The sequence below is a fragment of the Pseudomonas sp. PAMC25584 genome, from assembly GCF_058135675.1.
The window spans coordinates 4,381,422-4,406,884 of sequence record NZ_CM176870.1; the positions used below are offsets into that span (position 1 = coordinate 4,381,422).

The 25,463-nt window shown below is 61.9% G+C and carries 26 protein-coding genes; 10 read left to right on the forward strand and 16 right to left on the reverse strand.

The annotated features are described in order from the left end of the window. The first annotated feature begins 4 nt into the window (after positions 1-4). The 7 genes from ACS5Q8_RS20275 (at position 5) to ppnP (ending at position 7,787) form a co-directional block, all read left to right on the forward strand. Positions 5-877, forward strand: a complete 873-nt coding sequence (locus ACS5Q8_RS20275) for an SDR family oxidoreductase (protein ID WP_276194181.1) — start codon at positions 5-7, stop codon at positions 875-877. Positions 878-880: 3 nt separating this feature from the next. Next, positions 881-2,497: a geranyl-CoA carboxylase subunit beta gene (atuC, locus tag ACS5Q8_RS20280; RefSeq protein ID WP_443696159.1), complete on the forward strand. Its 1,617-nt coding sequence runs from the start codon at positions 881-883 to the stop codon at positions 2,495-2,497. Positions 2,498-2,991: 494 nt separating this feature from the next. Continuing rightward, positions 2,992-4,149 (forward strand): citronellyl-CoA dehydrogenase, encoded by a 1,158-nt coding sequence (atuD, locus tag ACS5Q8_RS20285; protein WP_276194183.1) that lies wholly within the window; start codon positions 2,992-2,994, stop codon positions 4,147-4,149. Next, positions 4,146-4,913, forward strand: a complete 768-nt coding sequence (locus ACS5Q8_RS20290; RefSeq protein WP_426100033.1) for an enoyl-CoA hydratase/isomerase family protein — start codon at positions 4,146-4,148, stop codon at positions 4,911-4,913. Before atuD ends, ACS5Q8_RS20290 begins: the two co-directional genes overlap by 4 nt. Beyond that, positions 4,910-6,823, forward strand: a complete 1,914-nt coding sequence (locus ACS5Q8_RS20295) for an acetyl/propionyl/methylcrotonyl-CoA carboxylase subunit alpha (protein WP_426100034.1) — start codon at positions 4,910-4,912, stop codon at positions 6,821-6,823. The genes ACS5Q8_RS20290 and ACS5Q8_RS20295 overlap by 4 nt, the downstream gene beginning before the upstream one ends. A 73-nt stretch (positions 6,824-6,896) precedes the next feature. Then, complete coding sequence (locus ACS5Q8_RS20300; RefSeq protein WP_426100035.1) at positions 6,897-7,439, forward strand: 3'-5' exonuclease; 543 nt, start codon at positions 6,897-6,899, stop codon at positions 7,437-7,439. A 63-nt stretch (positions 7,440-7,502) separates the two neighbouring features. Next, positions 7,503-7,787: a pyrimidine/purine nucleoside phosphorylase gene (ppnP, locus tag ACS5Q8_RS20305; protein ID WP_465159367.1), complete on the forward strand. Its 285-nt coding sequence runs from the start codon at positions 7,503-7,505 to the stop codon at positions 7,785-7,787. Positions 7,788-7,851: 64 nt separating this feature from the next. Here the strand turns inward: ppnP and ACS5Q8_RS20310 are convergent, their stop codons facing one another. Then, the gene (locus tag ACS5Q8_RS20310; protein WP_465159368.1) at positions 7,852-8,658 is read right to left on the reverse strand and encodes an MOSC domain-containing protein; all 807 of its coding nucleotides are present in this window, start codon (positions 8,656-8,658) and stop codon (positions 7,852-7,854) included. A gap of 40 nt (positions 8,659-8,698) precedes the next feature. Continuing rightward, positions 8,699-9,634 carry a chemotaxis protein CheV gene (locus ACS5Q8_RS20315; protein WP_276194188.1) on the reverse strand — a complete coding sequence of 312 codons (936 nt, stop codon included), beginning with the start codon at positions 9,632-9,634 and terminating at the stop codon, positions 8,699-8,701. 551 nt (positions 9,635-10,185) lie between these two features. Between ACS5Q8_RS20315 and ACS5Q8_RS20320 the strand changes: the two genes are divergently transcribed. The 3 genes from ACS5Q8_RS20320 (at position 10,186) to ACS5Q8_RS20330 (ending at position 12,464) form a co-directional block, all read left to right on the forward strand. Beyond that, positions 10,186-10,635: a hypothetical protein gene (locus tag ACS5Q8_RS20320; RefSeq protein WP_276194189.1), complete on the forward strand. Its 450-nt coding sequence runs from the start codon at positions 10,186-10,188 to the stop codon at positions 10,633-10,635. A 279-nt stretch (positions 10,636-10,914) separates the two neighbouring features. After that, the gene (locus tag ACS5Q8_RS20325) at positions 10,915-11,808 is read left to right on the forward strand and encodes a sensor histidine kinase (RefSeq protein WP_276194190.1); all 894 of its coding nucleotides are present in this window, start codon (positions 10,915-10,917) and stop codon (positions 11,806-11,808) included. Beyond that, positions 11,805-12,464, forward strand: a complete 660-nt coding sequence (locus ACS5Q8_RS20330; RefSeq protein ID WP_247406288.1) for a response regulator transcription factor — start codon at positions 11,805-11,807, stop codon at positions 12,462-12,464. Before ACS5Q8_RS20325 ends, ACS5Q8_RS20330 begins: the two co-directional genes overlap by 4 nt. On the opposite strand, the gene yegS is transcribed toward ACS5Q8_RS20330, so the two are convergent. From yegS to flhF, 14 genes are all read right to left on the reverse strand, one after another. After that, positions 12,423-13,343: a lipid kinase YegS gene (gene yegS, locus ACS5Q8_RS20335; protein WP_465159369.1), complete on the reverse strand. Its 921-nt coding sequence runs from the start codon at positions 13,341-13,343 to the stop codon at positions 12,423-12,425. The genes ACS5Q8_RS20330 and yegS overlap by 42 nt on opposite strands. A gap of 143 nt (positions 13,344-13,486) precedes the next feature. After that, complete coding sequence (locus tag ACS5Q8_RS20340) at positions 13,487-13,879, reverse strand: DUF2802 domain-containing protein (RefSeq protein ID WP_426100038.1); 393 nt, start codon at positions 13,877-13,879, stop codon at positions 13,487-13,489. After that, the gene (locus ACS5Q8_RS20345) at positions 13,880-14,362 is read right to left on the reverse strand and encodes a chemotaxis protein CheW (RefSeq protein WP_198717126.1); all 483 of its coding nucleotides are present in this window, start codon (positions 14,360-14,362) and stop codon (positions 13,880-13,882) included. Positions 14,363-14,447: 85 nt separating this feature from the next. Further along, a complete protein-coding gene (locus tag ACS5Q8_RS20350) occupies positions 14,448-15,248 on the reverse strand; it encodes a CheW domain-containing protein (protein ID WP_426100039.1) in 801 nt (266 codons plus the stop codon). Further along, positions 15,248-16,036 carry a ParA family protein gene (locus tag ACS5Q8_RS20355; protein WP_198717128.1) on the reverse strand — a complete coding sequence of 263 codons (789 nt, stop codon included), beginning with the start codon at positions 16,034-16,036 and terminating at the stop codon, positions 15,248-15,250. The genes ACS5Q8_RS20350 and ACS5Q8_RS20355 overlap by 1 nt, the downstream gene beginning before the upstream one ends. A gap of 50 nt (positions 16,037-16,086) precedes the next feature. Next, positions 16,087-16,974 (reverse strand): flagellar motor protein MotD, encoded by an 888-nt coding sequence (gene motD / locus ACS5Q8_RS20360; protein WP_276194192.1) that lies wholly within the window; start codon positions 16,972-16,974, stop codon positions 16,087-16,089. A 15-nt stretch (positions 16,975-16,989) separates the two neighbouring features. Next, complete coding sequence (locus tag ACS5Q8_RS20365; protein ID WP_247405923.1) at positions 16,990-17,730, reverse strand: flagellar motor protein; 741 nt, start codon at positions 17,728-17,730, stop codon at positions 16,990-16,992. Then, positions 17,730-18,854, reverse strand: a complete 1,125-nt coding sequence (locus ACS5Q8_RS20370) for a protein-glutamate methylesterase/protein-glutamine glutaminase (protein WP_465159370.1) — start codon at positions 18,852-18,854, stop codon at positions 17,730-17,732. Before ACS5Q8_RS20370 ends, ACS5Q8_RS20365 begins: the two co-directional genes overlap by 1 nt. Before the next feature lie 48 nt (positions 18,855-18,902). Continuing rightward, positions 18,903-21,107 (reverse strand): chemotaxis protein CheA, encoded by a 2,205-nt coding sequence (locus ACS5Q8_RS20375; protein WP_465159371.1) that lies wholly within the window; start codon positions 21,105-21,107, stop codon positions 18,903-18,905. Positions 21,108-21,118: 11 nt separating this feature from the next. Beyond that, entirely contained in the window at positions 21,119-21,907 is a 789-nt protein-coding gene (locus tag ACS5Q8_RS20380; protein WP_017845401.1) for a protein phosphatase CheZ, read from the reverse strand. 18 nt (positions 21,908-21,925) lie between these two features. After that, the gene (locus tag ACS5Q8_RS20385) at positions 21,926-22,300 is read right to left on the reverse strand and encodes a chemotaxis response regulator CheY (RefSeq protein ID WP_247407279.1); all 375 of its coding nucleotides are present in this window, start codon (positions 22,298-22,300) and stop codon (positions 21,926-21,928) included. A gap of 168 nt (positions 22,301-22,468) precedes the next feature. Continuing rightward, entirely contained in the window at positions 22,469-23,209 is a 741-nt protein-coding gene (gene fliA, locus ACS5Q8_RS20390; RefSeq protein WP_247407275.1) for an RNA polymerase sigma factor FliA, read from the reverse strand. Next, positions 23,206-24,039: a flagellar synthesis regulator FleN gene (fleN, locus tag ACS5Q8_RS20395; RefSeq protein ID WP_003192912.1), complete on the reverse strand. Its 834-nt coding sequence runs from the start codon at positions 24,037-24,039 to the stop codon at positions 23,206-23,208. Before fleN ends, fliA begins: the two co-directional genes overlap by 4 nt. 105 nt (positions 24,040-24,144) lie before the next feature. After that, positions 24,145-25,461 (reverse strand): flagellar biosynthesis GTPase FlhF, encoded by a 1,317-nt coding sequence (flhF, locus tag ACS5Q8_RS20400; protein ID WP_276194196.1) that lies wholly within the window; start codon positions 25,459-25,461, stop codon positions 24,145-24,147. Positions 25,462-25,463 lie beyond the last annotated feature (2 nt).

The window sequence follows — 25,463 nt, forward strand, 5'->3', positions numbered from 1 at the left end:
TGCCGTGGCCTTCGACTCGATCTTCAAAGCCGACCTGTTCCAGGGGCAAACCGTGATCGTCACCGGCGGCGGTAGCGGGATTGGCCGCTGCACCGCGCATGAACTGGCGGCCCTCGGCGCCCACGTGATCCTGGTGGGGCGCACGCCACAAAAGCTGCAGAAGGTCGCGCAAGAAATCACCGAAGATGGCGGCAGCGCCCATTGGCAGGCCTGCGATATCCGCGATGAGGAAGCGGTGAAGGCGCTGGTCGCGCAGATTATCCACGACCATGGCCCGGTCCACGGCCTGGTCAACAACGCTGGCGGCCAATACCCGTCGCCGCTGGCCTCGATCAATCAGAAAGGCTTCGAAACCGTGTTGCGCACCAACCTGGTCGGCGGCTTCCTGATGGCGCGGGAAGTGTTCAACCAGTCGATGAGCAAGCACGGCGGCGCCATCGTCAACATGCTCGCCGACATGTGGGGCGGCATGCCCGGCATGGGCCACTCGGGCGCGGCGCGGTCGGGCATGGACAACTTCACCAAGACCGCGGCCTTCGAATGGGGGTACGCCGGGGTGCGGGTCAACGCGGTGGCGCCGGGCTGGATTGCGTCCAGCGGCATGGACACCTACGAGGGCGCGTTCAAGGCGGTGATCCCGACCCTGCGCGAGCACGTGCCGCTCAAGCGCATCGGCACCGAATCGGAAGTCAGTGCGGCCATCGTGTTTCTGCTCAGCCCCGCCGCCGCCTTCGTCAGCGGCAGCACCCTGCGTATCGACGGTGCCGCCAGCCTGGGCAATCGCGCCTGGCCGCTGCCCAAGGCGCACACGCCGAGCGCAGCGTTCAACGGCTTCCACCGCGCGTACCTGCCGGATGTCCTCAAGGGAGAGCCATAAACCATGCCGATGATCGAAACACTGATCGACGCCCATAGCCCGGACTTCGCCCGCAACCGCGAAGCGATGCTGGCGAGCCTGCAGCACCTGCGCCTTTTGGAACAGAACCTGTTGAGCAAGGCGCAGCAAGCCAAGCCCAAGTTCGACAAACGCGGGCAATTGCTGCCGCGCGAGCGCCTCAACCTGCTGCTGGACCCTGGCGCGCCGTTCCTGGAACTGGCCAGCCTGGCCGGCTACAAAATGCATGACGACAAGGACGGCAGCGCAGCCGGCGGCGGATTGATCGCCGGCATCGGTTACGTCAGCGGCGTGCGCGTACTGGTGGTGGCGAATAACAGCGCGATCAAGGGCGGCACGATCTCCCCCACGGGCCTGAAGAAATCCTTGCGCCTGCAACAGATCGCCATGGAAAACCACCTGCCGGTGGTGACCCTCGCCGAAAGCGGCGGCGCCAACCTCAACTACGCGGCGGAGATTTTCGTCGAAGGCGCGCGCAGCTTTGCCAACCAGGCGCGCATGTCGGCCATGGGCTTGCCGCAGATCACCGTGGTCCACGGTTCGGCCACGGCGGGCGGCGCGTATCAGCCGGGGCTGTCGGATTACGTGGTGGTGGTGCGCGGCAAAGCCAAGCTGTTCCTGGCCGGCCCGCCGCTGCTCAAGGCCGCGACCGGCGAAGTCGCCACCGATGAAGCACTGGGCGGCGCCGAGATGCACGCGCAAACCGCCGGCACCGCCGAATACCTGGCGGAAAACGATGCCGACGGAGTGCGCATCGTGCGCGAGATCGTCAGCCTGCTGCCGTGGAACGAGCGCCTGCCGCTCATCCCGAAACGCACGTATGCCGAGCCGCTGTACCCCATCGACGAACTGCTCGGGCTGATCCCCGACGACCCGAAAAAGCCCTACGACGTCCGCGAAATCCTCGCGCGCCTGGCCGACGGTTCGAACTTCCTCGAGTTCAAGGGCGAGTTCGACGCGCATACCGTCTGCGGCCACCTGCACATCCAGGGCCGGGCGCTCGGCGTGATCGGCAATAACGGCCCAATCACGCCCAAGGGCGCCAGCAAGGCCGCGCAATTCATCCAACTGTGCGACCAGAGCCGCACGCCGTTGCTGTTCCTGCACAACACCACCGGCTTTATGGTCGGCACCGAGGCGGAACAGCAAGGCGTGATCAAGCACGGCGCGAAGATGATCCAGGCGGTGGCCAATGCCCGCGTGCCTAAACTCACCGTGGTGGTCGGCGGCTCCTACGGCGCCGGCAACTACGCCATGTGCGGCCGCGGCCTCGACCCGCGCTTCATCTTCGCCTGGCCCAACAGCCGCACCGCCGTGATGGGCGGCGCCCAGGCCGGCAAGGTGCTGCGCATCGTCACCGAAGCCAAACAACTGAAAGACGGCCTGGTGCCCGACCCCAAGATGCTGGACATGCTGGAACAAGTCACCGCACAGAAACTCGACAGCCAATCCACCGCGCTGTACGGCAGCGCGAACCTATGGGATGACGGCCTCATCGACCCACGGGATACCCGCACGTTGTTGGGGTTCCTGCTGGATATTTGCCATGAAGCCGACATGCGAGCGTTGCAGCCGAACAGCTTTGGCGTAGCACGGTTCTAAAGCAATCAAGACAACGAAACGCTGCTGTTGCTCTGCTTTTGATTTTGATCTTAGGCGCCCCGTAAAACCACGCTGGCCGAACGCAGGCTTGAATCCGTGGGCAACCCGGCAGGACGCCGGGTTAGCCGTCCTGGGCCAGGGATGGCCCATGACGGCGGCCCACGGATTCAAGCCTGCGTTCGGGCACACCGAGCCTAGACGAGGTGCCGAGTGGTGGGGCAAGAGCCCTTTTGGTTACTTTTGGGGCTCTTTTCCAAAAGTGACCCGCTGTAAGAGCGGAACCCATAGCAGCCGTTACCGCAGCAATGGATATGTACTCAACTCAACCCAAAAAAATGGTCGGCCCAGAGGCCGCCATCGGGGGCAAGCCCCCTCCCACATTTGGAGCGAGGTGGACCCATTGGATATCTACCCGCTGTAAGACCGCAGGCAAACCCGCTCCCACAGATGGAGCCATGCACACCCGAAGAACGCCCACAGGGAGAACAATAAAAATGATCTTCACCCAAGAACACCAGGCACTGCGCCGCACCGTCCGCGCCTTCGTCGACCGCGAGATCAACCCCCACGTCGACGCATGGGAAAAAGCCGGCCGCTTCCCCATCCACGACCTCTTCCGCAAGGCCGGCGACCTCGGCCTACTGGGCATCTCCAAACCCGAACAATTCGGCGGCATGGGCCTGGACTACAGCTACTCGATCGTCGCCGCCGAAGAATTCGGCAGCATCCACTGCGGCGGCATCCCCATGTCCATCGGCGTACAGACCGACATGTGCACCCCCGCCCTCGCCCGCTTCGGCAGCGATGCACTGCGCGAAGAATTCCTGCGCCCGGCCATCAGCGGCGAGCAAGTCGGTTGCATCGGCGTCTCGGAAGCCGGCGCCGGGTCCGATGTGGCCGGGCTGAAAACCCAGGCACGCAAGGACGGCGACGACTACGTGATCAACGGCAGCAAAATGTGGATCACCAACTCGCCGAGCGCCGACTTCATGTGCCTGCTGGCCAACACCTCCGACGACAAGCCACACATCAACAAGTCGCTGATCATGGTGCCGATGAACACGCCGGGGATCAGCGTCAGCCCGCCCTTGGAAAAACTCGGCATGCACAGCTCCGAGACCGCCCAGGTGTTCTTCGACGACGTGCGCGTGCCGCAACGCAACCGCATCGGCCACGAAGGCGCCGGTTTCATGATGCAGATGCTGCAATTCCAGGAAGAACGCCTGTTTGGCGCGGCCAATATGATCAAGGGCCTGGAGTACTGCATCGACAGCACGATCGAATACTGCAAGGCGCGCCAGACCTTCGGCAAAGCACTGATCGATAATCAGGTCATCCACTTTCGCCTGGCCGAACTGGCCACCGAAATCGAATGCCTGCGCGCCTTGGTCTACCAGGCCACCGAGCAATACATCAAGGGCCAGGACGTGACGCGCCTGGCCTCCATGGCCAAACTCAAGGCCGGGCGGCTGGGCCGCGAAGTCAGCGACAGTTGCCTGCAATACTGGGGCGGCATGGGCTTTATGTGGGACAACCCGGTGGCCCGCGCCTATCGCGATGTGCGCCTGGTGTCGATTGGCGGCGGCGCCGACGAAATCATGCTGGGCATTATCTGCAAACTGATGGGCACCCTGCCGGGGAAAAAACCATGAACACGCTGCTGCTCGAACCCCATAACGGTGTGCTGCACATCACCCTCAACCGTCCGCAAAGCCGCAACGCGATGAGCCTGGAGATGGTCAATGAACTGCGTGCCGTGCTGGCGCAACTGGACAGCCAGGTCCGCGCACTGGTGATCAGCGGCGCGGCCGGGCATTTCTGTGCCGGGGCGGACGTCAAAGACATGCTCAGCGCTGGCGACAAGGCGCAATTGCAGGCGTTGAACCGCGCATTCGGCACCTTGCTGCAGGAAGTTGAAGCCGTGCCCCAAGTGGTGATCGTGGTGCTGCAAGGCGCGGTGCTGGGCGGCGGCTTTGGCTTGGCGTGCGTCAGTGATATCGCGCTGGCCGATCACCAGGCGCAGTTCGGCTTGCCGGAGACCGGCCTGGGCTTGCTGCCCGCGCAGATCGCGCCGTTTGTGGTCAAGCGGATCGGTTTGACGCACGCACGCCGGCTGGCGCTGACGGCGGCGCGGTTTGATGGGGTCGAGGCTGAACGGTTGGGGGTCGTGCATTTTGTCGAGCGCGATCCGCAGGCGTTGGCCGAACGCCTGGATGAAGTACTGGGCCAGGTATTGCGCTGCGCGCCGGGGGCCAATGGGCGGACCAAGGCGTTGCTGCTGGCCAGCGTGGAGCAACCGATGGACGCGCTGCTGGATCAGGCCGCCGCGTGGTTCGCCGAGGCGGTGACCGGCGAAGAAGGTGTCGAAGGCACCCAGGCCTTTGTGCAAAAGCGCAAGCCACGGTGGGCCCAATGAACAAGATCCTGATCGCCAACCGCGGCGAAATCGCCTGCCGCATCCAGCGCACCGCCCAGGCATTGGGCTACCGAACCGTGGCGGTCTACAGCGACGCCGACGCCCAGGCCGCGCACGTGCAGATGGCCGACGAAGCCGTGAATATCGGCCCGCCGCCGGCGCAGCAGTCCTACCTGAATATTCCAGCGATCCTCAGCGCGGCCCAACGCACGGGCGCCGACGCGGTCCACCCCGGCTACGGCTTTCTCTCTGAAAACCCCGATTTCGCCCGCGCCTGCACAAACGCCGGGCTGACCTTTATCGGCCCCAGCGTCGAGGCCATTGAGCTGATGGGCAGCAAACGCCTGTCCAAACTCGCCATGCTCGAGGCCGGCGTCCCGTGCATCGCCGGCTATCAAGGCAGCGCCCAGGACGACGCCACGTTGCACATAGAAGCCGAACGCATTGGCTACCCGCTGATGATCAAGGCCAGCGCCGGTGGCGGCGGCCGCGGAATGCGCCTGGTGCATCAGCGCGAACATTTGCATGAGCAACTGCGCACCGCCCGCTCCGAAGCCCTGAACGCGTTCGGCAGTGACGAACTGATCCTGGAACAGGCGCTGATCGAGCCGCGCCACGTCGAAATCCAGCTGTTCGGCGACAGCCACGGCAACCTGATCTACCTCGGCGAACGCGACTGCTCGGTCCAGCGCCGCCATCAAAAAATCATTGAAGAAGCGCCCTGCCCGGTGATGACCCCGGCCCTGCGCCAGGCCATGGGCGACGCGGCCCTCAAGGCCGGGCGTGCGGTGAATTACGTCGGCGCCGGCACGGTAGAGTTCCTGCTCGACCGCGACGGCCAGTTCTACTTCCTGGAAATGAACACGCGCCTGCAAGTCGAACACCCGGTGACCGAGCTGATCAGCGGCCTCGACCTGGTCGACTGGCAACTGCAAATTGCCGCCGGCCAACCGCTGCCGTTAACGCAATCTGAGGTCAGCCTCAGCGGCCACGCCATGGAAGTGCGCCTGTACGCCGAAGACCCGGCCCAGGGCTTTTTACCGCAGACCGGCGCGGTGTTGCGCTGGGAACCGGCCGCCGGTGTGCGGATTGACCATGGTGTGCTGGAAGGTCAGCGCATCAGCCCGTTCTATGACCCGATGCTCGGCAAGATCATCGCCCATGGCGCCACCCGCGAGGAGGCGCGGCGCAAGCTGCTGCGCGCCGTGGAGGACAGCGTGCTGCTGGGCGTGGCGACCAACCAGCAGCTATTGGCCGACCTGCTCAAGCACCCGCAGTTTATCCAGGGCGATTTCAGCACCGCGTTGATCGCCGAACACTTCAGCGACATCCGCCACACGAACGCAACCGCCGAACAGTTGGCCCTGGCGGCCGCACTGTTTTATCAACACAGCGCCCAGGCCCATCCCCCTGCTTTATCGGGGTGGCGCAACAGCGCTGACGTGCCGTGGACCTATCAGTTGGCTGTCGATGATGAGGTCCAGGACATCACGGTCAGCGTCCTGGCCGACCATCGTCTGCAAGCCAACGGCATCGACATCCGCCACCTCAGCAGCGACGGTCGGTGGGCCACTGCGGTGATCAACGGCATCCGCCACCGCAGCGCCTACCACCTCGACGGCGCCCAGCTGTGGCTACCCGGCGTGAGCGTGACCAACCGCACCCAACACGTCGCCAGCCGCCAACCCCCGGTCGGCGGCGGCATGGTCAAGGCACCGATGGACGGCGCCATCGTCGAGGTGCGCGTGCGTGCCGGTGAACGCGTGACCCAGGGGCAACTGCTGGTGGTGCTCGAAGCGATGAAAATGGAGCATCCGCTGAAGGCCGGCATCGACGGTGTGATCAAGGCCGTGCAGGTCATAACCGGCGATCAGGTGCGCAATCGCCAGGTGTTGCTGGAGATCGAATAAAGCTTGGGCGGAACTCTACGGCCGGGCTACGCTCTATCCCCATCAGGACGGGAAGAGTACGGGAACCTGCACAATGCCTCATTGGCTGATTATTGACCTTGAAGCCACAACGGATGAAGGCGGCTGGCCCGTGACGGAAATGGAAGTCATCGAGATCGGCGCGAGCCTGGTCAACCGCCAGGGTCGCGAGCGAGATCATTTCCAGCGCTTTGTGCGGCCGCAGCGTCGGCCATTGCTGACGCCCTTTTGCCGCAAGCTGACCCATATCACCCAGGCAAACATGGACGGCGCCGCGCCCTTCAGCGAAGTGTGGGCGCTGTTCGAGCGCTGGCTGGGCCAGCATCAGGCGCACATGGAGGGCTGGGCCAGTTGGGGCGACTACGATCGCCAGCAGCTCGAACTGGAGTGGCAGCGCCATGGCCTGAGCAGCGCGCTGGCCCAAACGCCCCACGTCAACCTCAAGCAACGCTTCGCCAAGGCCCGGCGCCTGGACAAGCCAACGGGGCTCAATGGCGCCCTGCAATTGGCGGGGATGCAGTTCCATGGCCAGCAACATCGGGCGCTAGAGGATGCGCGCAACACCGCACGCCTGTTGCCGCTGATTTTGCCGGTCTAGGCAGCTCCCCTGCCCTTGGGCATACTGGCTGACCTTTCCAGACCCTTTTCCGAGGATTCTCCCATGTTTAAAGTCAACGAGTACTTCGACGGCACCGTCAAGTCGATCGCTTTCGGCACCGCAGAAGGTCCGGCGACCATCGGCGTCATGGCCCCGGGCGAATACGAATTCGGCACCGCCCAGCGTGAAATCATGCACGTAGTGTCCGGTTCCCTAAGCGTCAAACTGCCCGACAGCAACACCTGGGAAACCTTCGCCACTGGCAGCCTGTTCCACGTTCCGGCCAACAGCAAGTTCCAGTTGAAGGTCGCCGTCGACACCGCTTACCTGTGCGAATACCGCGGCTAAGCAGTTGCGCCGCGCGAAAAAAAGCCCGTCTCCTGCGAGACGGGCATTTTTTTGGGCAGGCGAATTAGTCGAGGACAGTCACCGGCATGCCCACTTCGAGACGGCCCACGCCATCGTTGACCAGGTTCTGGCCGAACATCGCGCCGTCTTCGGTCTTGCGATAGGCCTCAAGCGTCACGAAGGGTTCGCGGTCGGCACTGCGCTCGCCGGTGTGCGGGTCGATGGTGGTGAGAATGCAGCGTGAGCACGGTTTGACCACGCGAAACTCGACGTCGCCGATACGCAGGCGTTTCCAGCCGTCTTCGGCGAACGCATCGGCGCCGTCAATCACCAGGTTGGGGCGAAAGCGCAGCATGTCCATAGGTCGGCCGACGTGCCGGGACAGGTCGTCCAGGGAGGCCTGGCCGATCAACAGCAACGGGTAACCGTCGGCAAACGCGACCTGATCATCGTCCTTGCCATAACCGGCTTGAGTGGTGCGGGCGCGCTCCAGCGGGACGTGTACCAGCCGCGTCGGCTTGCCGATAAAGTCGCTGACCCAGGCGGCAGCTTCATCGCCCGCATCCGGCACGCGCAAGGTGTCGCGCCAGATGGTCACACCGCGCAACTCGGCCGCGCTGCCGGGCAGCGCCACGTCCAGCGCCGCGTAGCCAGGCGAACTGAGGGTCAGGCCACCACTGCGGTTCCACAGCGCCGACAACTGGCTCATCTTCGCCACGGCCCGCTGCGTCAAAAAGCGCCCGCTGGCCTCGTCCACCAACATCCAGCGTCGATCGCCGTCCAAGCCGAGTTTATCCAGGCCGATCTGCTGCAAGATTTCAGCCTTGCCGGATTTCAAGGGGTAACGGTACAGCGCGCTGAGACGAAGCATGGGCCTGCATTCCTAAGGGGGCAAAACCGTCACCCTAAGGTCAAGCCGATACGACGTCCAGCATCAGTCGCTCGCGCACCACATCTACCAGCTTGTCCGGCTGGAATTTGGACAGGAAATTGTCGCACCCGACCTTCTTCACCATCGACTCGTTAAAGCTGCCCGACAGCGAGGTGTGCAACACCACGTACAGCCCACGCAAGCGCGCGTCGCTGCGGATTTCGGTGGTCAGGCGGTAGCCGTCCATCTCGGGCATTTCGGCGTCGGTGAAGATCATCAGCAATTTGTCGGTCATCACCTGGCCCGTGTCGGCCCAGGCCTTGAGCATGTTCAGCGCCTTGAGGCCGTCGCTGGCGATGTGCATTTTCACCCCCAACTGACCCAGGGTGTCGCGCAACTGCGACAGCGCAACATTGGAGTCGTCCACCAGCAGTACTTCACGGCCACGGGCGCGTTCCAGTACCGGATCATCGAGTTTTTCGCGGGAGACCTTGGCGTTGTACGGCACGATCTCGGCCAGGACTTTTTCCACGTCGATGATTTCCACCAACTGGTCATCGACCTTGCTGATGGCGGTGAGGTAGTGCTGGCGCCCGGCGCTGGTCGGCGGCGGCAGGATGGCTTCCCAGTTCATGTTGACGATGCGGTCGACGCCGCCCACCAGGAACGCCTGCACCGAGCGGTTGTACTCAGTGACGATGATGGTGCTGTTGGGCCCCGGCACCAATGGACGCATGCCGATGGCCTGGGACAGGTCGATCACCGGCAGGGTCTGGCCTCGCAGGTTGACCACGCCACACACAAACGGGTGGCGCTGGGGCATCAAGGTCAGCTTGGGCAGTTGCAAGACTTCCTGCACCTTGAATACGTTGATCGCGAACAGCTGCCGCCCGGCCAGGCGAAACATGAGAATCTCCAGGCGATTCTCACCCACCAGTTGCGTGCGTTGATCTACCGTGTCGAGAATGCCGGCCATTAAAAGCTCCTGATATGCGCGCAGGTCGCGCTAAGGGATTATGCGGTTCACTAAGCTTGTTATCGGCGGCAAGCGCCAGACCTTGACCCCTGTAAAGTGCCACGTAAATCGATTGATGTCACACTGACATCATGCTTTACTGTGCAGGCCTTATTATTTGGCAAAACGGCAACATTGCGCGACATTTAAATCGACGCGAGGTTCCGCCGTGTAAGGGATTCCCCTATGCGCAATCAGGCCCGACCTGATATTCGCGATATCTAATAGCCATTAATGTGACGCCATTCTCATTGCATGAATGGAGTCAGGCTTTTGTTTGCCATCGTAAGCCCACGGCCCACCGGTCTTCCAGACACTCACGTGTCGGCAATCGAAGTTGTGCAATCGACCCGGATGACGAGGACGGTTCGCGCCTCACGCAATCATTCAAATAAACGTCCTACTAAAATCTCAGAAGCGACCTACAGATTTCAGTCATCTTTCAGCGGTAGTTTTACGCCATTCACGCGGTGCGACATCTCATCACCCGACCTTACGTTGTGGAGACTTGCATGATGAATAGCGCGAACGAGTGGCAAACTGCACTTCCCGAGTTCCTGCTAGAGGCCGAAAAGCTGCTAAGCAAGTCGGAAGAGTGCCTGAGCCATCTGCATTTGATTCGTAATGACAGCGATGCCATCGACTGCATGAAGTTCAGCCTAACGTCGCTCGCCGAAAAAGCCGATGACCTGGCCTTGCGGGCGATCAGCGAGTTCTCGCGACATATCCAGTACCTGATTGCCAACGCAGAGAGCCCTTTGCAACTGCACGATCAGGCCCTCGATGCCTTGAACAACTGCCTGACATTACTGGCGTGGCAACTGGAGCTGATCGACACCCGCACCGGTGAACTGCGTTTGGACGAAAGCGAACAAACCTCACTGATTGCGACGGTCACTCTCCAGATCCCGCAAAAGGACTTCGCCAATAAGCCACAGCAGCGCCTGCCCCATCGCTCATGAAAGGCTGCGCCGTTAACCGGTAAGGTGTCGCTTTTATCCAGCGTCTTGCCCAAAAACGACAAGAATAACTAATGTGCCCTGCAATAAGTGCAGGCAACCAAGTTGCCTGCGCTATAAAGACAATCGATACAAAACAACCGCCGATAGACAACTTTTCTAAATAGGCATGCCCCCACACTGTACGAATGACGCCTGGCGACCAACGGTAAGCAAAGTGGTACCATGCCGCCCTCGAAGTGACCCAACTTCATGATGCATAAAACGTGAAAAGCATCCGCTATGTACGCCAGCCTCAAGTCACTCCTCGCCAAATCCGCCTCCCGCAGCAATGCCCGTCGACTGGTTCTCGTGTTGTGCCTGTGCTCGCTGTTGCTGGGGCTGTGGGCCTACGCTCGCTCCGCACCCTTGCCGTTGACGGTGCTGCTACTCAACCTGGCCACCCTGGTGGTGTTGGGCCTGCTGCATTGGAATTCACGTAAATCGATCAAGTTCCAGCCCCAGGAACTGGCCGACCGCCTGTTGCAGGTCCAGGAAAACGAGCGGCACCGCCTCAGCCGTGAGCTGCACGACGATATCGGCCAATTGCTCACCGCCGCCAAGCTACAAAGCGAATGGCTCAAGCGCCGCCTGCCGGAAGACCTGCAGGGCCAATGCACGGTGCTGTGCAACACCCTGAACGAGACGCTGGCCAAGGTGCGCGACGTATCCGCCATTCTCAACCCTCGCCAGTTGGCCAGCCTGGGCCTGGAAGCCAGCCTGCGCGCGCACCTGCTCAAGACCCTAGAAAACACCCCGATTCACTGGAGCCTGGAATGCCAGCAACGGCTGACCGGCATCCCCGAAGAAATGGCCGTGGCCGCTTTTCGCATCACCCAGGAAGCGGTGACCAACATGCTGCGCCATGCCCAGGCGCAAAACCTGCTGGTACGCCTGCAGCGCCTACCCCAGGGCCTGTCGCTGTTTATCAGTGATGACGGCCTGGGTTTTTCGCCCGCCATCAACCCAGGCCTGGAAGGCCAACGGGGCATGGCCGGCATGTCCGAGCGGATTGATCAACTGGGGGGCTCGTTGTCCGTCAGCAGCCAGCCAGGCAAAGGCACACGGATCGACGCGCTTTTCCCCTGGGCGCCGCGCGCCCTCGAACGGGCCAGTTCCCCGAAGGTTATCGAGTGACCCGCACTTTACTCCTGGTGGATGACCACGCACTGATCAGGGCCGGCGTACGCGCACTGGTCCAGGATATTCCCGGCTACACCGTGATTGGCGAAGCCAGCGATGGCGCACAGGTGCTGGAAACATTCAGCGCCCTATTGCCGGATATCGTACTGCTGGACCTGTCGATGAAACACACTGGCGGCCTGGATGCGTTGCGTCAACTCAAGACGGCCTATCCCAAGAGCAAGGTGCTGATCCTGTCGATGCACACCGACCCAGAGCTGATCATGCGTGCGCTGGAGTCCGGCGCCCACGGTTACCTGCTCAAGGACACCACCGCCAACGAGCTGGAGCAAGCACTGCTGGCGCTGAGCAACGACGAGCGCTACCTGAGCCCGGCGATTGCCCACACCGTGATCAAACAGGCGCTGGTACGCAACCAGGCCCCGGCCTCCCCGGTCGCCCACAACCATAATCTCACCGCTCGCCAGCTGGAAATCCTGCGCCTGATCGTGCGCGGCAAATCCACCCGGGAAATCGCCCACGGCCTGGGGCTAAGCATCAAGACCGTAGAAGCCCACCGCTCGCAAATCATGAAGCGCCTGCAAATTTTTGATGTGGCGGGCCTGGTGTTATTTGCCGTGCGCGAGCAGATCATCAGCCTGGACGACTAGGGGCGAGCCCGGCGGCAAGTGCACGCGCAGGGCCTTGGGCACGATCTCGAAGTGCAAATCATCGCCTTCCAGCGGTTCGCCATCCAGGTTGATGTACAAGCCTTGCGCGACCTTGATCTTGACCCACGGCAGGCGCGCGCGGACAAACATGGTGTCCAGGCCCCAGCCATTGTTCATCAGTTCACGCAGGGTGCCGACCACTTCCTGGGGCGCCGGCAAAATGCTGATATCCAGCAACCCATCGTCCACCAGTGCGCCAGGGCACAGCACATGCCCACCGCCTGCCTGGCGGCCGTTGCCGATACCCAGCGCGAGCAGCTCGCCTTTCCAATGGAAACCCGGGCCTTCCAACTCGCCATACGCCGCCTTCAACTCGCTGAAGCGCGACAAACCGGTAAACAAATAGGCCGCGCCGCCCAGCACTTTCTTCAGTTCTTCGGAGGTGTTGGCGGTGACCTGGCTGCCAAAGCCACCGGTCGCCATGTTGAGGAAGACTTGCCCACCGACGCGGCCGAGGTCGATCGCCCTGGCCGGCACGTGCAGCAGCGCCAGGGCCTGATCGGGCTGCAGCGGTACACCGGCGGCGCGTGCAAAATCATTGGCAGTACCCAAAGGCATCAGCACCAGGCTGGCGTCGGTCTCGGCCTGGGCCATCGCCTCGGCGACATCACGCAAGGTGCCGTCACCACCGCCGGCAATGATGCGCGTGTACCCGCCGTCGAGGGCCTCTTTGACCAACCGCTGTGCGTCGCCGCCCTCCCACGTCACCCGCACCGCCAGCTCCCAGCCCTGCTCACGCCGAGCCAGCACGGCGGCGCGCACCTCCTCGTTGAGGGCTTGCTTGCCGTGGAGGATCAACAGGGCTTTGTGGGCGGTCATGGGGGAACTCTCCTGGGGTCAAAGGTACTTGAAGGATGTTGACCTTTGAGGAGATGAAAAAAGCCATCGGGTTTGGAATTTAATTGGCAGCGGGCAACATCAAGCGCCTACCGTTGGATAGGTATAAACCTGACAGGCCGCAATCAGCTTTTGTGCAACTTGCTCATCAACTGCGCCTCAGCCTGGGTCAACCCACACGACTGCGTCAGTTCATCCACGGTCGCGCCCATGCCCACCAGCTTCGCCGCCTGGGCAAAAGACAGGTTCGCTGGATCACGCTGCTCCAACTGCTCCAACTTATCCGGCATGGGTGCGAGGATCGCGCGCAATTCATGCACCTCATCCCCGACCCGCACCGCACTTTGCTGGAAGTGATCAACGCGCTTGGCCAACTCGACCACGCGCCGATCACGCAGGGCGTCGCGTTCGGCCTGTTGCGCCACCCACTCGCGTTGCTGGCGCGCTGAGCGCAGCAAAAACGCCAATGTCCCGGCCCATAACAGGGCCAGGACAATCACCGCTGCTTCAAGGAACAATCAGATGCTCTCCAGATCCGACCATTCTTCTTCGCTCATCATCTTGTCCAGCTCGACCAGAATCAGCAGTTCGCCGTTCTTGTTGCAGACGCCCTGGATGAACTTGGCCGACTCTTCGTTACCCACGTTCGGCGCGGTTTCCACTTCCGATTGGCGCAGGTAAACCACTTCGGCCACGCTGTCGACCATGATCCCGACCACTTGCTTGTCGGCCTCGATGATCACGATACGGGTGTTGTCGTTGACTTCGGTCGGTATCAGGCCGAAACGCTGACGGGTGTCGATCACGGTCACCACGTTGCCGCGCAGGTTGATGATGCCCAGCACGTAGCTTGGCGCACCCGGAACCGGAGCGATTTCGGTGTAGCGCAGCACTTCCTGCACGCGCATGACGTTGATGCCGTAGGACTCGTTGTCCAGTTTGAAGGTAACCCATTGCAGGATCGGATCATCCAAACCTTGTGCGGACGCTGACTTATTCATACCCCTGACCCCTTCAAATGCCGTTGGACACGGCGTGTGTGCTTCTTCGCTGTGGCCGCACAACCGTGCGGCCGATCTTGTTCAATTAACTGCGTTGCTGGCCCGGCATCGACTTGACCGCGCCGCTGGCGATCAACTCGGCCAGTTCGGCGACGTCGAGCAACGCGCACATGTGTTCGATCACGGTGCCCGCCAACCAGGGGCGCTGGCCCCGGTGGCTGCGCCATTTGATTTCATTCGGGTCCAGGCGCAACGAACGGCTGACTTGATGCACTGCCAGCCCCCACTCGTAGCCCTGCACCGAGATCACGTATTGCAAGCCCTGGCGGAAGTCATCACGGTAGCGATCGGGCATCACCCAGCGCGCGGTGTCCAGCACCTTGAGGTTGCCGGCCTGGCTGGGCAGGATGCCGAGGAACCACTCCGGTTGCCCGAACAGCGGCGTCAACTCCTGACCTTCCAGCGAGTAAATCGAGCCCAGGCACACCAGCGGCACTGCCAGGGTCAACCCGGCGACGTCAAACAGCAGGCATTCGAACGGCTCTGCGGCCCACGCCGGACGGCCGTCACCGGTGACCGGCGGCGGTGTGATGCTCGGCGGCATGTGCACTTCAACCACCGGCTCGACCACCACAGGTGCAACCACCACAGGCGCGGCCACAACAGGTGCAATCGTCGGTACCACAACCTGCGCATCCCGCGCCTGTTCTTCCAGCACCGCCAACTGGAATTCATCCAGTGTGCTTGGCGCTTCGACGGCGGATTCAAGAGCCAGGATCGGTTCCGGCAGGTCTTCGGCGGTCGCTTCCTGCAGCAAGGCATCCAGGTAGGATTCCAGTGCCAGTTGCGGCCGGGTCTTGACCTTGAGTTCGACGGGACGGTTCATCACGCCACCTGCGCCACAAGTTGTTGCGACAGCAGGTGCTTGAGCAGCGCGCGGTACGCCAGCACGCCGCGACTTTTACCGTCGAACTGCGAAGGGGTCAGGCCCGCACGGCTGGCGTCGCGCAGACGCGTGTCCACCGGAATGTAGCCTTCCCAGATGGTGTCCGGGTAGGCATCGCGCAGTACGCGCAAGGTGCCGAGGGACGCCTGGGTGCGGCGGTCGAACAACGTCGGCACGATGCTGAACGGCAGCGCCTGTTTGCGTGAGCGATTGATCATCGCCAGGGTGCTGACCATACGCTCCAGGCCTTTGACCGCCAGGTGCTCGGTCTGTACCGGGATCACCAATTGCTGGCTGGCCGCCAAGGCGTTGACCATCAGCACACCGAGCAACGGCGGGCTGTCGATGATGGCGTAGTCGAAGTCCTGCCATAGTTGCGCCAGGGTCTTGGCGATCACCAGGCCCAGGCCGCTCTGCCCCGGCGACTGGCGCTCAAGGGTGGCCAGGGCGGTACTCGACGGCAGCAGGGAAATGCTTTCATTACTGGTGGGCAGCAGCAGTTGCCCGGGCAGATCGCTCGGCACGTTGCCCTTGTGCAGGAACAGGTCATAGCTGCTGTGCTCCAGCGCGTCCGGGTCGTAGCCGAAATAGCTGGTCATCGAGCCGTGGGGGTCCAGGTCGACCACGACCACGCGCTTGCCCGCATCAGCCAGCAAGCCGGCTAAGGCGATGGAGGTGGTGGTCTTGCCGACTCCACCTTTTTGATTGGCAACTGCCCAGACTCTCATTCGGTTGATTCCTCCCGGTGGGCACAGGCGCGACCGAGACAGTGCATAAGTTATTGAGCCGGTGACGGAGAATTGACGGAGCTTTGCCGTACCGGCGGCTTTGCAGAGGCCGGTGCAGTTTGTGTGCCAGCCCGCTTCAATGCTGCGTCCGGGCTCGCATTTGCCGTGCCGGTGCCGGTCAGGCTGCGGCGTACATCCAGGTTGCGCGAGACCACCAGCACCACCCGGCGGTTGCGGGCGCGGCCTTCTACCGTAGCGTTATTGGCCACCGGCTGGAACTCGCCGTAGCCGACCGACGCCAGGCGACTGGGGTTCACACCCTGCATCGCGAGCATACGCACGATGCTGGCCGCCCGGGCCGACGACAGCTCCCAGTTGGTCGGGTACTGCGCGGTATTGATCGGGAAATTGTCGGTAAAGCCTTCCACGTGGATCGGGTTTTCAAACGGTTTGAGGATCGCCGCCACCTTGTCGATGATGGTGAACGCCTGGTCGCTGGGCATGGCATCGGCGCTGGCAAACAGCAGGCTCGAATTGAGCTCGATCTCCACCCACAACTCATTGCCGCGCACGGTCATCTGGTTGGAGCTGATCAGGTCGCCAAACGCGGCGCTGATATCGTTGGCGATGCTTTTCAGCGGGTCGCCGGTGCCACCCATGCCGGCGGAGGTTTCATCGCTATCGTCGACCAGCGGCTTGGCCGGAGTCACGGTCTTGGGCCGCTCTTCGCCGATAGGGATCGGCTTGAGCGAGTGGTCGGCGTCGTTGAACACACCGATCAGGGCTTGGGAAATGACTTTGTACTTGCCTTCGTTGATCGACGAGATGGAGTACATCACCACGAAAAACGCGAACAGCAAGGTGATGAAGTCCGCGTAGGACACCAGCCAGCGTTCATGGTTGACGTGTTCTTCAGGCTCGCGACGGCGACGGCTCACAACCAATACCTCCCATCAGTCCATGAAGCCCTGGAGCTTCAATTCGATGGAGCGCGGGTTCTCGCCCTCGGCAATCGACAGGATGCCTTCGAGCAGCATTTCACGGTAACGCGACTGGCGCGTGGCAATCGACTTGAGCTTGCTGGCGACCGGCAACAGCACCAGGTTGGCACTCGCCACACCGTAGATGGTGGCGACAAACGCAACCGCAATGCCGCTACCCAGTTGCGACGGATCGGCCAGGTTGCCCATCACGTGGATCAGGCCCATCACTGCACCGATGATGCCGATGGTCGGCGCGTAGCCGCCCATGCTTTCAAACACTTTGGCGGCATTGATATCGCGGCTTTCCTGGGTATAGAAATCCACTTCCAGGATGCTGCGAATCGCCTCCGGCTCGGCGCCGTCCACCAGCAATTGCAGGCCTTTGCGCGCGTAGCTGTCGGGCTCGGCGTCGGCCACGCCTTCCAGGCCCAGCAGGCCTTCCTTGCGTGCGGTGAGGCTCCAGTTGACCACGCGGTCGATGCCACCGGCCAGGTCGACACGCGGCGGGAAAATGATCCAGATCAGGATTTGCATGGCGCGTTTGAACGAACTCATGGGCGACTGCAGCAACGCCGCGCCCACGGTGCCACCGATCACGATCAGCGCCGCCGGGCCGTTGGCCAAGGCACCGAGGTGCCCGCCTTCGAGGTAGTTGCCGCCGATGATCGCGACAAACGCCATGGTGATGCCGATCAGGCTCAGTACATCCATCAGAGGCAGGCCTCCACCAAATGCTTGCCGATATCGTCCAGGCTGTAGACGGCGTCGGCCAGGTCAGCCTTGACGATAGCCATCGGCATGCCATAGATCACGCAACTGGCTTCGTCCTGGGCCCAGATCGCACTGCCGCCCTGTTTGAGCAGGCGCGCGCCTTCACGACCGTCGGCGCCCATGCCGGTGAGCACCACCGCCAGAACTTTGTCACCGTAGGACTTGGCTGCCGAACCGAAGGTGATATCCACGCAAGGTTTGTAGTTGAGGCGCTCATCGCCTGGCAGGATTTTGATCGCACCACGGCCATCGACCATCATCTGCTTGCCCCCAGGGGCCAGCAGCGCCAGGCCTGGACGCAGAATGTCGCCATCCTCGGCTTCCTTGACGCTGATGCGGCACAGCTTGTCCAGGCGCTCGGCAAAGGCCTTGGTGAACGCGGCGGGCATGTGCTGGATCAGCACGATTGGCGCCGGGAAGTTGGCCGGCAGTTGGGTCAATACCCGTTGCAGGGCGACCGGGCCGCCGGTCGAGGTGCCGATGGCGACCAGTTTATACGCCTTGCGTTTCGGCGCCGGCGAATGGGCGCTCGGCGCAGGCGTGCGCGCAGGTGCTAGGGCAGGCCGGGCCACAGGCGCCGGAGCAGGGCGACCAAACGCGGTGCTGGTGGGGGCGGCCGGGGCGGCGACCGGCGCGGGCGCCGGGGCGCTGAACAGGCTGCGACGGTTGCTGCGCGAAATGCTGTGGACCTTCTCGCACAGCATCTGCTTGACCTTCTCGGGGTTGCGCGAGATGTCTTCGAAATTCTTCGGCAGGAAGTCCACTGCGCCGGCGTCCAACGCATCCAGGGTGACCCGGGCGCCTTCATGCGTCAGCGAGGAGAACATCAATACCGGGGTCGGGCAGCGCTGCATGATGTGCCGGACTGCGGTGATGCCATCCATCATCGGCATCTCGTAGTCCATGGTGATCACGTCCGGCTTCAACGCTATGGCTTGATCAATCGCCTCTTTGCCGTTGGTGGCCGTACCGACCACCTGGATCGTTGGATCGGCGGAAAGAATTTCCGAGACGCGGCGGCGGAAGAAACCCGAATCGTCCACCACCAGGACCTTGACTACCATAAACACTCCGTTAGGCGGGGCGGGCAATACCGCCCTGCCCCACCAGAATCAAATACGCCGTGCGGCGTAACGCTTGAGCATGCTCGGAACATCGAGAATCAATGCGATGCGACCGTCACCGGTGATGGTCGCACCCGACATGCCCGGGGTTCCCTGCAGCATTTTGCCCAAAGGCTTGATGACGACCTCTTCCTGGCCCACCAGTTGATCGACGACAAAGCCGATGCGCTGGGTGCCCACGGAGAGAATCACCACATGGCCTTCGCGCTGCTCTTCATGGGCAGCCGAGGCGACCAGCCAGCGCTTGAGGTAGAACAGTGGCAACGCCTTGTCGCGCACGATCACCACTTCCTGGCCGTCCACCACGTTGGTGCGCGACAGGTCGAGGTGGAAGATTTCGTTAACGTTGACCAGCGGGAAGGCGAAGGCCTGGTTGCCCAGCATCACCATCAGGGTCGGCATGATCGCCAGGGTCAACGGCACCTTGATGACGATCTTCGAGCCCAGGCCCTTGGTCGAGTAGATATTGATCGAACCGTTGAGCTGGCTGATCTTGGTTTTCACCACATCCATGCCCACGCCACGGCCCGACACGTCGGAAATCTCGGTCTTGGTCGAGAAGCCCGGGGCGAAGATCAGGTTGTAGCACTCGGTGTCGGTCAGGCGGTCGGCGGCGTCTTTGTCCATCACGCCACGCTTGACCGCGATACCCCGCAGGATCGCCGGGTCCATGCCTTTGCCGTCATCGGTGATCGACAGCAGGATATGGTCGCCCTCTTGTTCCGCCGCCAGAATCACCTTGCCGCCACGGGACTTGCCCGAGGCTTCGCGTTCTTCCGGGGTTTCTACGCCGTGGTCGACGGCGTTGCGCACCAAGTGGACCAGCGGGTCGGCCAGGGCCTCGACAAGGTTTTTGTCGAGGTCGGTTTCTTCACCCACCAGTTCCAGGTTGATCTCTTTCTTGAGCTGACGTGCCAGGTCGCGAACCAGGCGAGGGAAGCGGCCGAAGACTTTCTTGATCGGCTGCATCCGCGTCTTCATCACTGCGGTCTGCAAGTCGGCGGTGACCACATCGAGGTTCGACACGGCCTTCTGCATGGCTTCGTCGCCGCTGCTCAGGCCCAGGCGCACCAGGCGGTTACGCACCAGCACCAATTCGCCGACCATGTTCATGATGTCGTCCAGGCGCGCGGTGTCCACGCGCACGGTGGTTTCGGCTTCACTGGCGGGCTTGTCGGCCACGGCGGCGGCCGGGGCTCGCGCGGGAGCAGCAGCTGGGGCCGGCGCCGGCTTGGCGGCGGCAGGCGCCGCCGCTTTGGCTGGCGCTGGTTTGGCTGCTACCGGAGCTGCCGTCGCCGCTGCGGCCGGGGCCACTTCGGTGAACTTGCCCTTGCCGTGCAATTCGTCGAGCAACGCTTCGAATTCGTGATCGGAAATCAGCCCGTCGCCGGCAGGTGCTGCACTGGCAGCAGGTGCGGCGGCAGTCGCTGCGACTTCCGGCAAGGCATCGGCAGCAAAGGCGCCCTTGCCATGCAACTGATCGAGCAACGCTTCGAATTCGTCGTCGGTAATGTCGGTGCCGGCGGTCGCCGCCGGCGCTTGCGGCGCAGCCGTGGGTGCAACGGCGTCGGCGGCGAACTGGCCTTTGCCGTGCAACTGATCGAGCAGGGATTCGAATTCTGCGTCGGTAATGTCTTCGCTGGTCGGCACGGCGACTGCGGCGACCGCTTGCGGCGCTTCGGCTTCGGCCTTGACCGCATTGAGAGAGTCGAGGAGTTGCTCGAACTCGCTGTCGGTGACATCGGCTTCGGCTTCGACCACAGGCTCCGGAGCCGCTTCCACCACCGGCGCGGCCGAGGTGTCGGCAGGTTCAGCCAGGCGCGCCAGGGCGGCCAGCAGTTCCGGAGTGGCTGCGGTGATCGGGGCACGTTCGCGGACTTCGCTGAACATGCCGTTGACCGCATCCAGTGCTTCGAGAATCACGTCCATCAGCTCCGAATCAACGTGACGTTCACCCTTGCGCAGGATGTCGAACACGTTCTCGGCGATGTGGCAGCACTCCACCAGCTCATGGAGCTGGAGGAAGCCGGCGCCCCCTTTTACAGTGTGAAAACCGCGAAAAATTGCATTGAGCAGGTTCGCATCATCCGGTCGGCTTTCCAGCTCGACCAGTTGTTCGGACAGTTGCTCTAAAATTTCGCCGGCCTCTACAAGGAAATCCTGAAGGATTTCTTCATCGGCGCCGAAGCTCATGGGTGTGCTCCTTAGAAGCCTAAACTGGATAACAGGTCATCTACGTCATCCTGACCTGACATAACGTCTTCACGTTTATCGGCATGAATCTGCGGACCTTCACCCTTGGCGAGATGTTTTTGTGGATCTTTTTCCGAGAGGATCGCTTCGCGGTCATGTTCGATGCCGGCAAAACGATCAACTTGGCCTGCCATAAGCACCAATTTGAGCAAGTTGCTTTCCACTTCGGTGACCAATTGGGTCACGCGCTTGATCACCTGACCGGTGAGGTCCTGGTAATCCTGGGCGAGCAGAATGTCATTGAGGTTGCTGGAAACCGTGTGGTTGTCCTGTTCGCTGCGCGACAGGAAACCTTCAACCCGACGGGCCAACTCACGAAATTCCTCAGCCCCCACTTCCCGACGCATGAAACGGCCCCAGTCAACGCTGAGCGCCTGGGCTTCATTGGCCATGCCGTTGACCAGAGGCGTGGCGTTTTCCACCAGATCCATGGTGCGGTTGGCCGCCGCTTCAGTCAGCCTGACCACATAGGACAGGCGTTCAGTCGCATCGGTGATTTGCGAAATCTCTTCGGCCTGGGGCATGTGCGGGTCAATCTGAAAGTTGACGATCGCACTGTGCAGCTCGCGTGTGAGCTTGCCCACTTCCTGATACAGGCCGCGGTCACGGGTCTGGTTAAGCTCATGGATTAACTGCACCGCGTCGCCGAACTGGCCTTTTTCGAGGCTCTCGACGAGCTGGTGAGCATGCTTTTTCAGGGTCGACTCAAAGTCCCCCTGTGACGTTTCTTTATGCTCCATAGCTCCCCCGTGGCAGCATCAATGACCGATGCGTTCGAAGATTTTTTCGATCTTCTCTTTCAAGGCCAGCGCAGTGAATGGCTTGACCACGTAGCCGTTGACCCCGGCCTGGGCGGCTTCGATGATCTGCTCACGCTTGGCTTCGGCGGTCACCATCAACACGGGAAGACTGCGCAGTTTTTCATCGGCGCGCACATGACGCAGCAAGTCGATACCGGTCATGCCGGGCATGTTCCAGTCGGTTACCAGAAAGTCGATGCTCCCGCTGTTGAGGATCGGAATCGCCGTAAGGCCGTCATCCGCCTCGACCGTGTTGGTGAACCCAAGGTCACGCAACAGGTTTTTTATGATCCGCCGCATCGTTGAGAAGTCATCAACGATGAGGATTTTCATGTTCTTGTCCAATTCGACCTCCAAGCAGTCTTAAACGCGCCCAGCACCTGGACGCGCCATTTCAATCAACAGGCGTTACACAAAAAAGGACTGCCCAGGGCACCACGAAACTCACCCGCGAAAACCAGAGCCCTCACGGTAGTGTTTGCAGTGTCCCCACACTGCCTGTCAGCGCGCGCGCCACTCTCCCAGGCGTCCCCGCAAGCGGGCTGCGCACTGGCTGTGCAGTTGGCTGACACGCGATTCGCTGACCCCCAGGACCTCACCGATTTCCTTGAGGTTCAGCTCTTCGTCGTAGTACAGCGCCAACACCAGTCGCTCACGCTCCGGCAAATTGGCAATCGCGTCCGCCAGCGCACCCTGAAAGCGTTCATCTTCCAGGTCACGCGACGGCTCGAGATGAGTACTCGCGCCATCCTCGTGCAGCCCTTCGTGTTCGCCGTCCTGCAACAGGTCGTCGAAACTGAACAGGCGACTGCCCAAGGTATCGTTCAAAATCCCGTAATAATCATCGAGACTCAATTGGAGTTCGGCCGCAACTTCGTGATCTTTAGCGTCGCGACCGGTTTTTGCTTCAATTGCACGAATTGCGTCACTGACCATGCGCGTATTGCGGTGTACCGAACGCGGCGCCCAATCCCCTTTACGCACCTCATCGAGCATCGCGCCACGGATACGGATACCCGCATACGTCTCGAAACTCGCACCTTTGCTCGCGTCGTATTTGGTCGACACTTCGAGCAGGCCGATCATGCCGGCCTGGATCAAGTCTTCGACCTGAACGCTGGCGGGCAGGCGTGCCAGCAAGTGATAAGCGATGCGCTTGACCAGGGGCGCATAGCGCTCGATCAATTCACCTTGGCTGTCACGTGCCGATTTCTTGTAAAGGTTATAGCCGCTGGCTGTCATAGCACCGGTCCTGCGCTCGTCTGATGCACCAATCGCTCGACGAAAAACTCCAGATGCCCCCGTGGGTTGGCGGGCAATGGCCAGGTATCGACCTTCTGAGCAATAGCCTTGAACGCCAAGGCGCATTTCGAACGAGGGAACGCTTCGTAGACTGCACGCTGCTTTTGCACAGCCTTGCGTACACACTCGTCATAGGGAACTGCGCCGACGTATTGTAAGGCGACATCGAGAAAGCGATCTGTGACCTTGGTCAACTTGGCGAACAGGTTGCGCCCTTCCTGCGGGCTCTGGGCCATATTGGCCAGCACGCGGAAGCGGTTCATGCCGTAGTCACGATTCAGTAGTTTGATCAGGGCGTAGGCGTCGGTGATCGAGGTGGGTTCATCGCAGACCACCAGCAGGACTTCTTGCGCGGCGCGCACGAAGCTGACCACGGACTCGCCGATCCCGGCGGCGGTGTCGATCACCAGCACGTCGAGGTTGTCGCCGATATCGCTGAACGCCTGAATCAGGCCGGCATGCTGCGCCGGGCTCAGGTGGACCATGCTCTGAGTGCCCGAGGCGGCCGGCACGATGCGGATGCCTCCAGGGCCCTGCAGCAGCACATCGCGCAGCTCGCAGCGGCCCTCGATCACATCGGCGAGGGTATGTTTGGGCGTGAGCCCCAGCAAAACGTCAACGTTCGCCAATCCCAGGTCAGCATCCAGCAGCATGACACGACGGCCAAGCTCTGCCAGCGCCAGGGACAAATTCACTGACACGTTAGTTTTCCCGACGCCACCTTTGCCGCCGGTCACCGCGATCACCTGTACGGGATGCATGCTGCCCATTTTATTTCTTTACCTTGTCTTGCTTAGACGCAGGCTACATGGGTTGGCCGCGTGAATCGCTGCAGACCATCGATGTAGATACAATTCAGGGTGTTCATGCTGCCCTCAACCCACCCGTTTTGCCGGGTTGTGGTAAAGGTCGGCGAACATATCGGCCATCGCTTCCTCGCTAGGCTCTTCTTGCATTTGCACGCTGACGGCACGGCTGACCAACTGATGACGGCGCGGCAGATGCAAATCATCTGGAATCCGCGGCCCGTCGGTCAGGTAGGCGACCGGAAGTTCATGACTGATCGCCAGGCTCAACACCTCGCCCAGGCTCGCGGTTTCATCGAGCTTGGTGAGGATGCATCCGGCCAGGCCACAGCGCTTGTAGCTATGGTACGCAGCGGTAAGAACTTGTTTTTGGCTGGTGGTTGCAAGCACCAGGTAATTTTTTGACTTGATACCACGCCCGGCCAGGCTTTCCAGTTGCATGCGCAACGCCGGGTCGCTGGCTTGCAGGCCGGCGGTATCGATCAACACCACACGCTTGCGCAGCAACGGATCGAGGGCGTTGGCCAGGGACTGGCCCGGGTCAACGTGGGTCACCGACACATTGAGGATACGGCCCAGGGTCTTGAGTTGCTCCTGGGCACCGATGCGGTAGCTGTCCATGCTCACCAGCGCGATATTCTGGGCGCCGTACTTGAGCACGTAACGCGCGGCCAGCTTGGCCAGGGTGGTGGTCTTGCCCATGCCGGCAGGGCCGACCATGGCGATCACGCCACCCTCTTCCAGGGGTTCGAGTTCCGGGGTCACGATCATCCGCGCCAGGTGGGCCAGCAACATGCGCCAGGCCTGGCGAGGTTCTTCGATTTCGGTGGTCAGCGCCAGCAGGTCGCGGGACAACGGGCCGGACAGACCGATGCGTTGCAGGCGACGCCACAGGTTGGCCTGTTGCGGTTTGCTGCCTTGCAGTTGGGTCCACGCCAGCGAACCAAGCTGCACTTCCAGCAGTTCGCGCAGGCCGTTGAGTTCAAAGCGCATCGAATCGAACACACGCTGGTCGACTGCGGCGGCCGGAGCTGGCGCGGCAGGACGCGGCGGCTCGATGAACGTCGGCTCGATCAACGGCTCGGCGGCGGTCAGCGGCAGGCCGGCGAACAACTGGCGATTGGTGGTCGCATCGCTGTCGCCACGCATGCTCAGTTCGGCCTGGGCCGAGACAATGCGCGAGGCAGTCTTGCGCAGCTCGTCTTCAAGCTCCATGTTCGGGACGCGCGGGGCCAGCGCCGAAGGGGTGTAATCCAGGGCAGCCGTCAGCTCGACACCGCCGGCAATACGACGGTTACCGATAATCGCAGCGTCGGCGCCCAGCTCGTCACGTACCAGTTTCATGGCCTGACGCATATCGGCGGCGAAAAAACGCTTTACTTGCATAA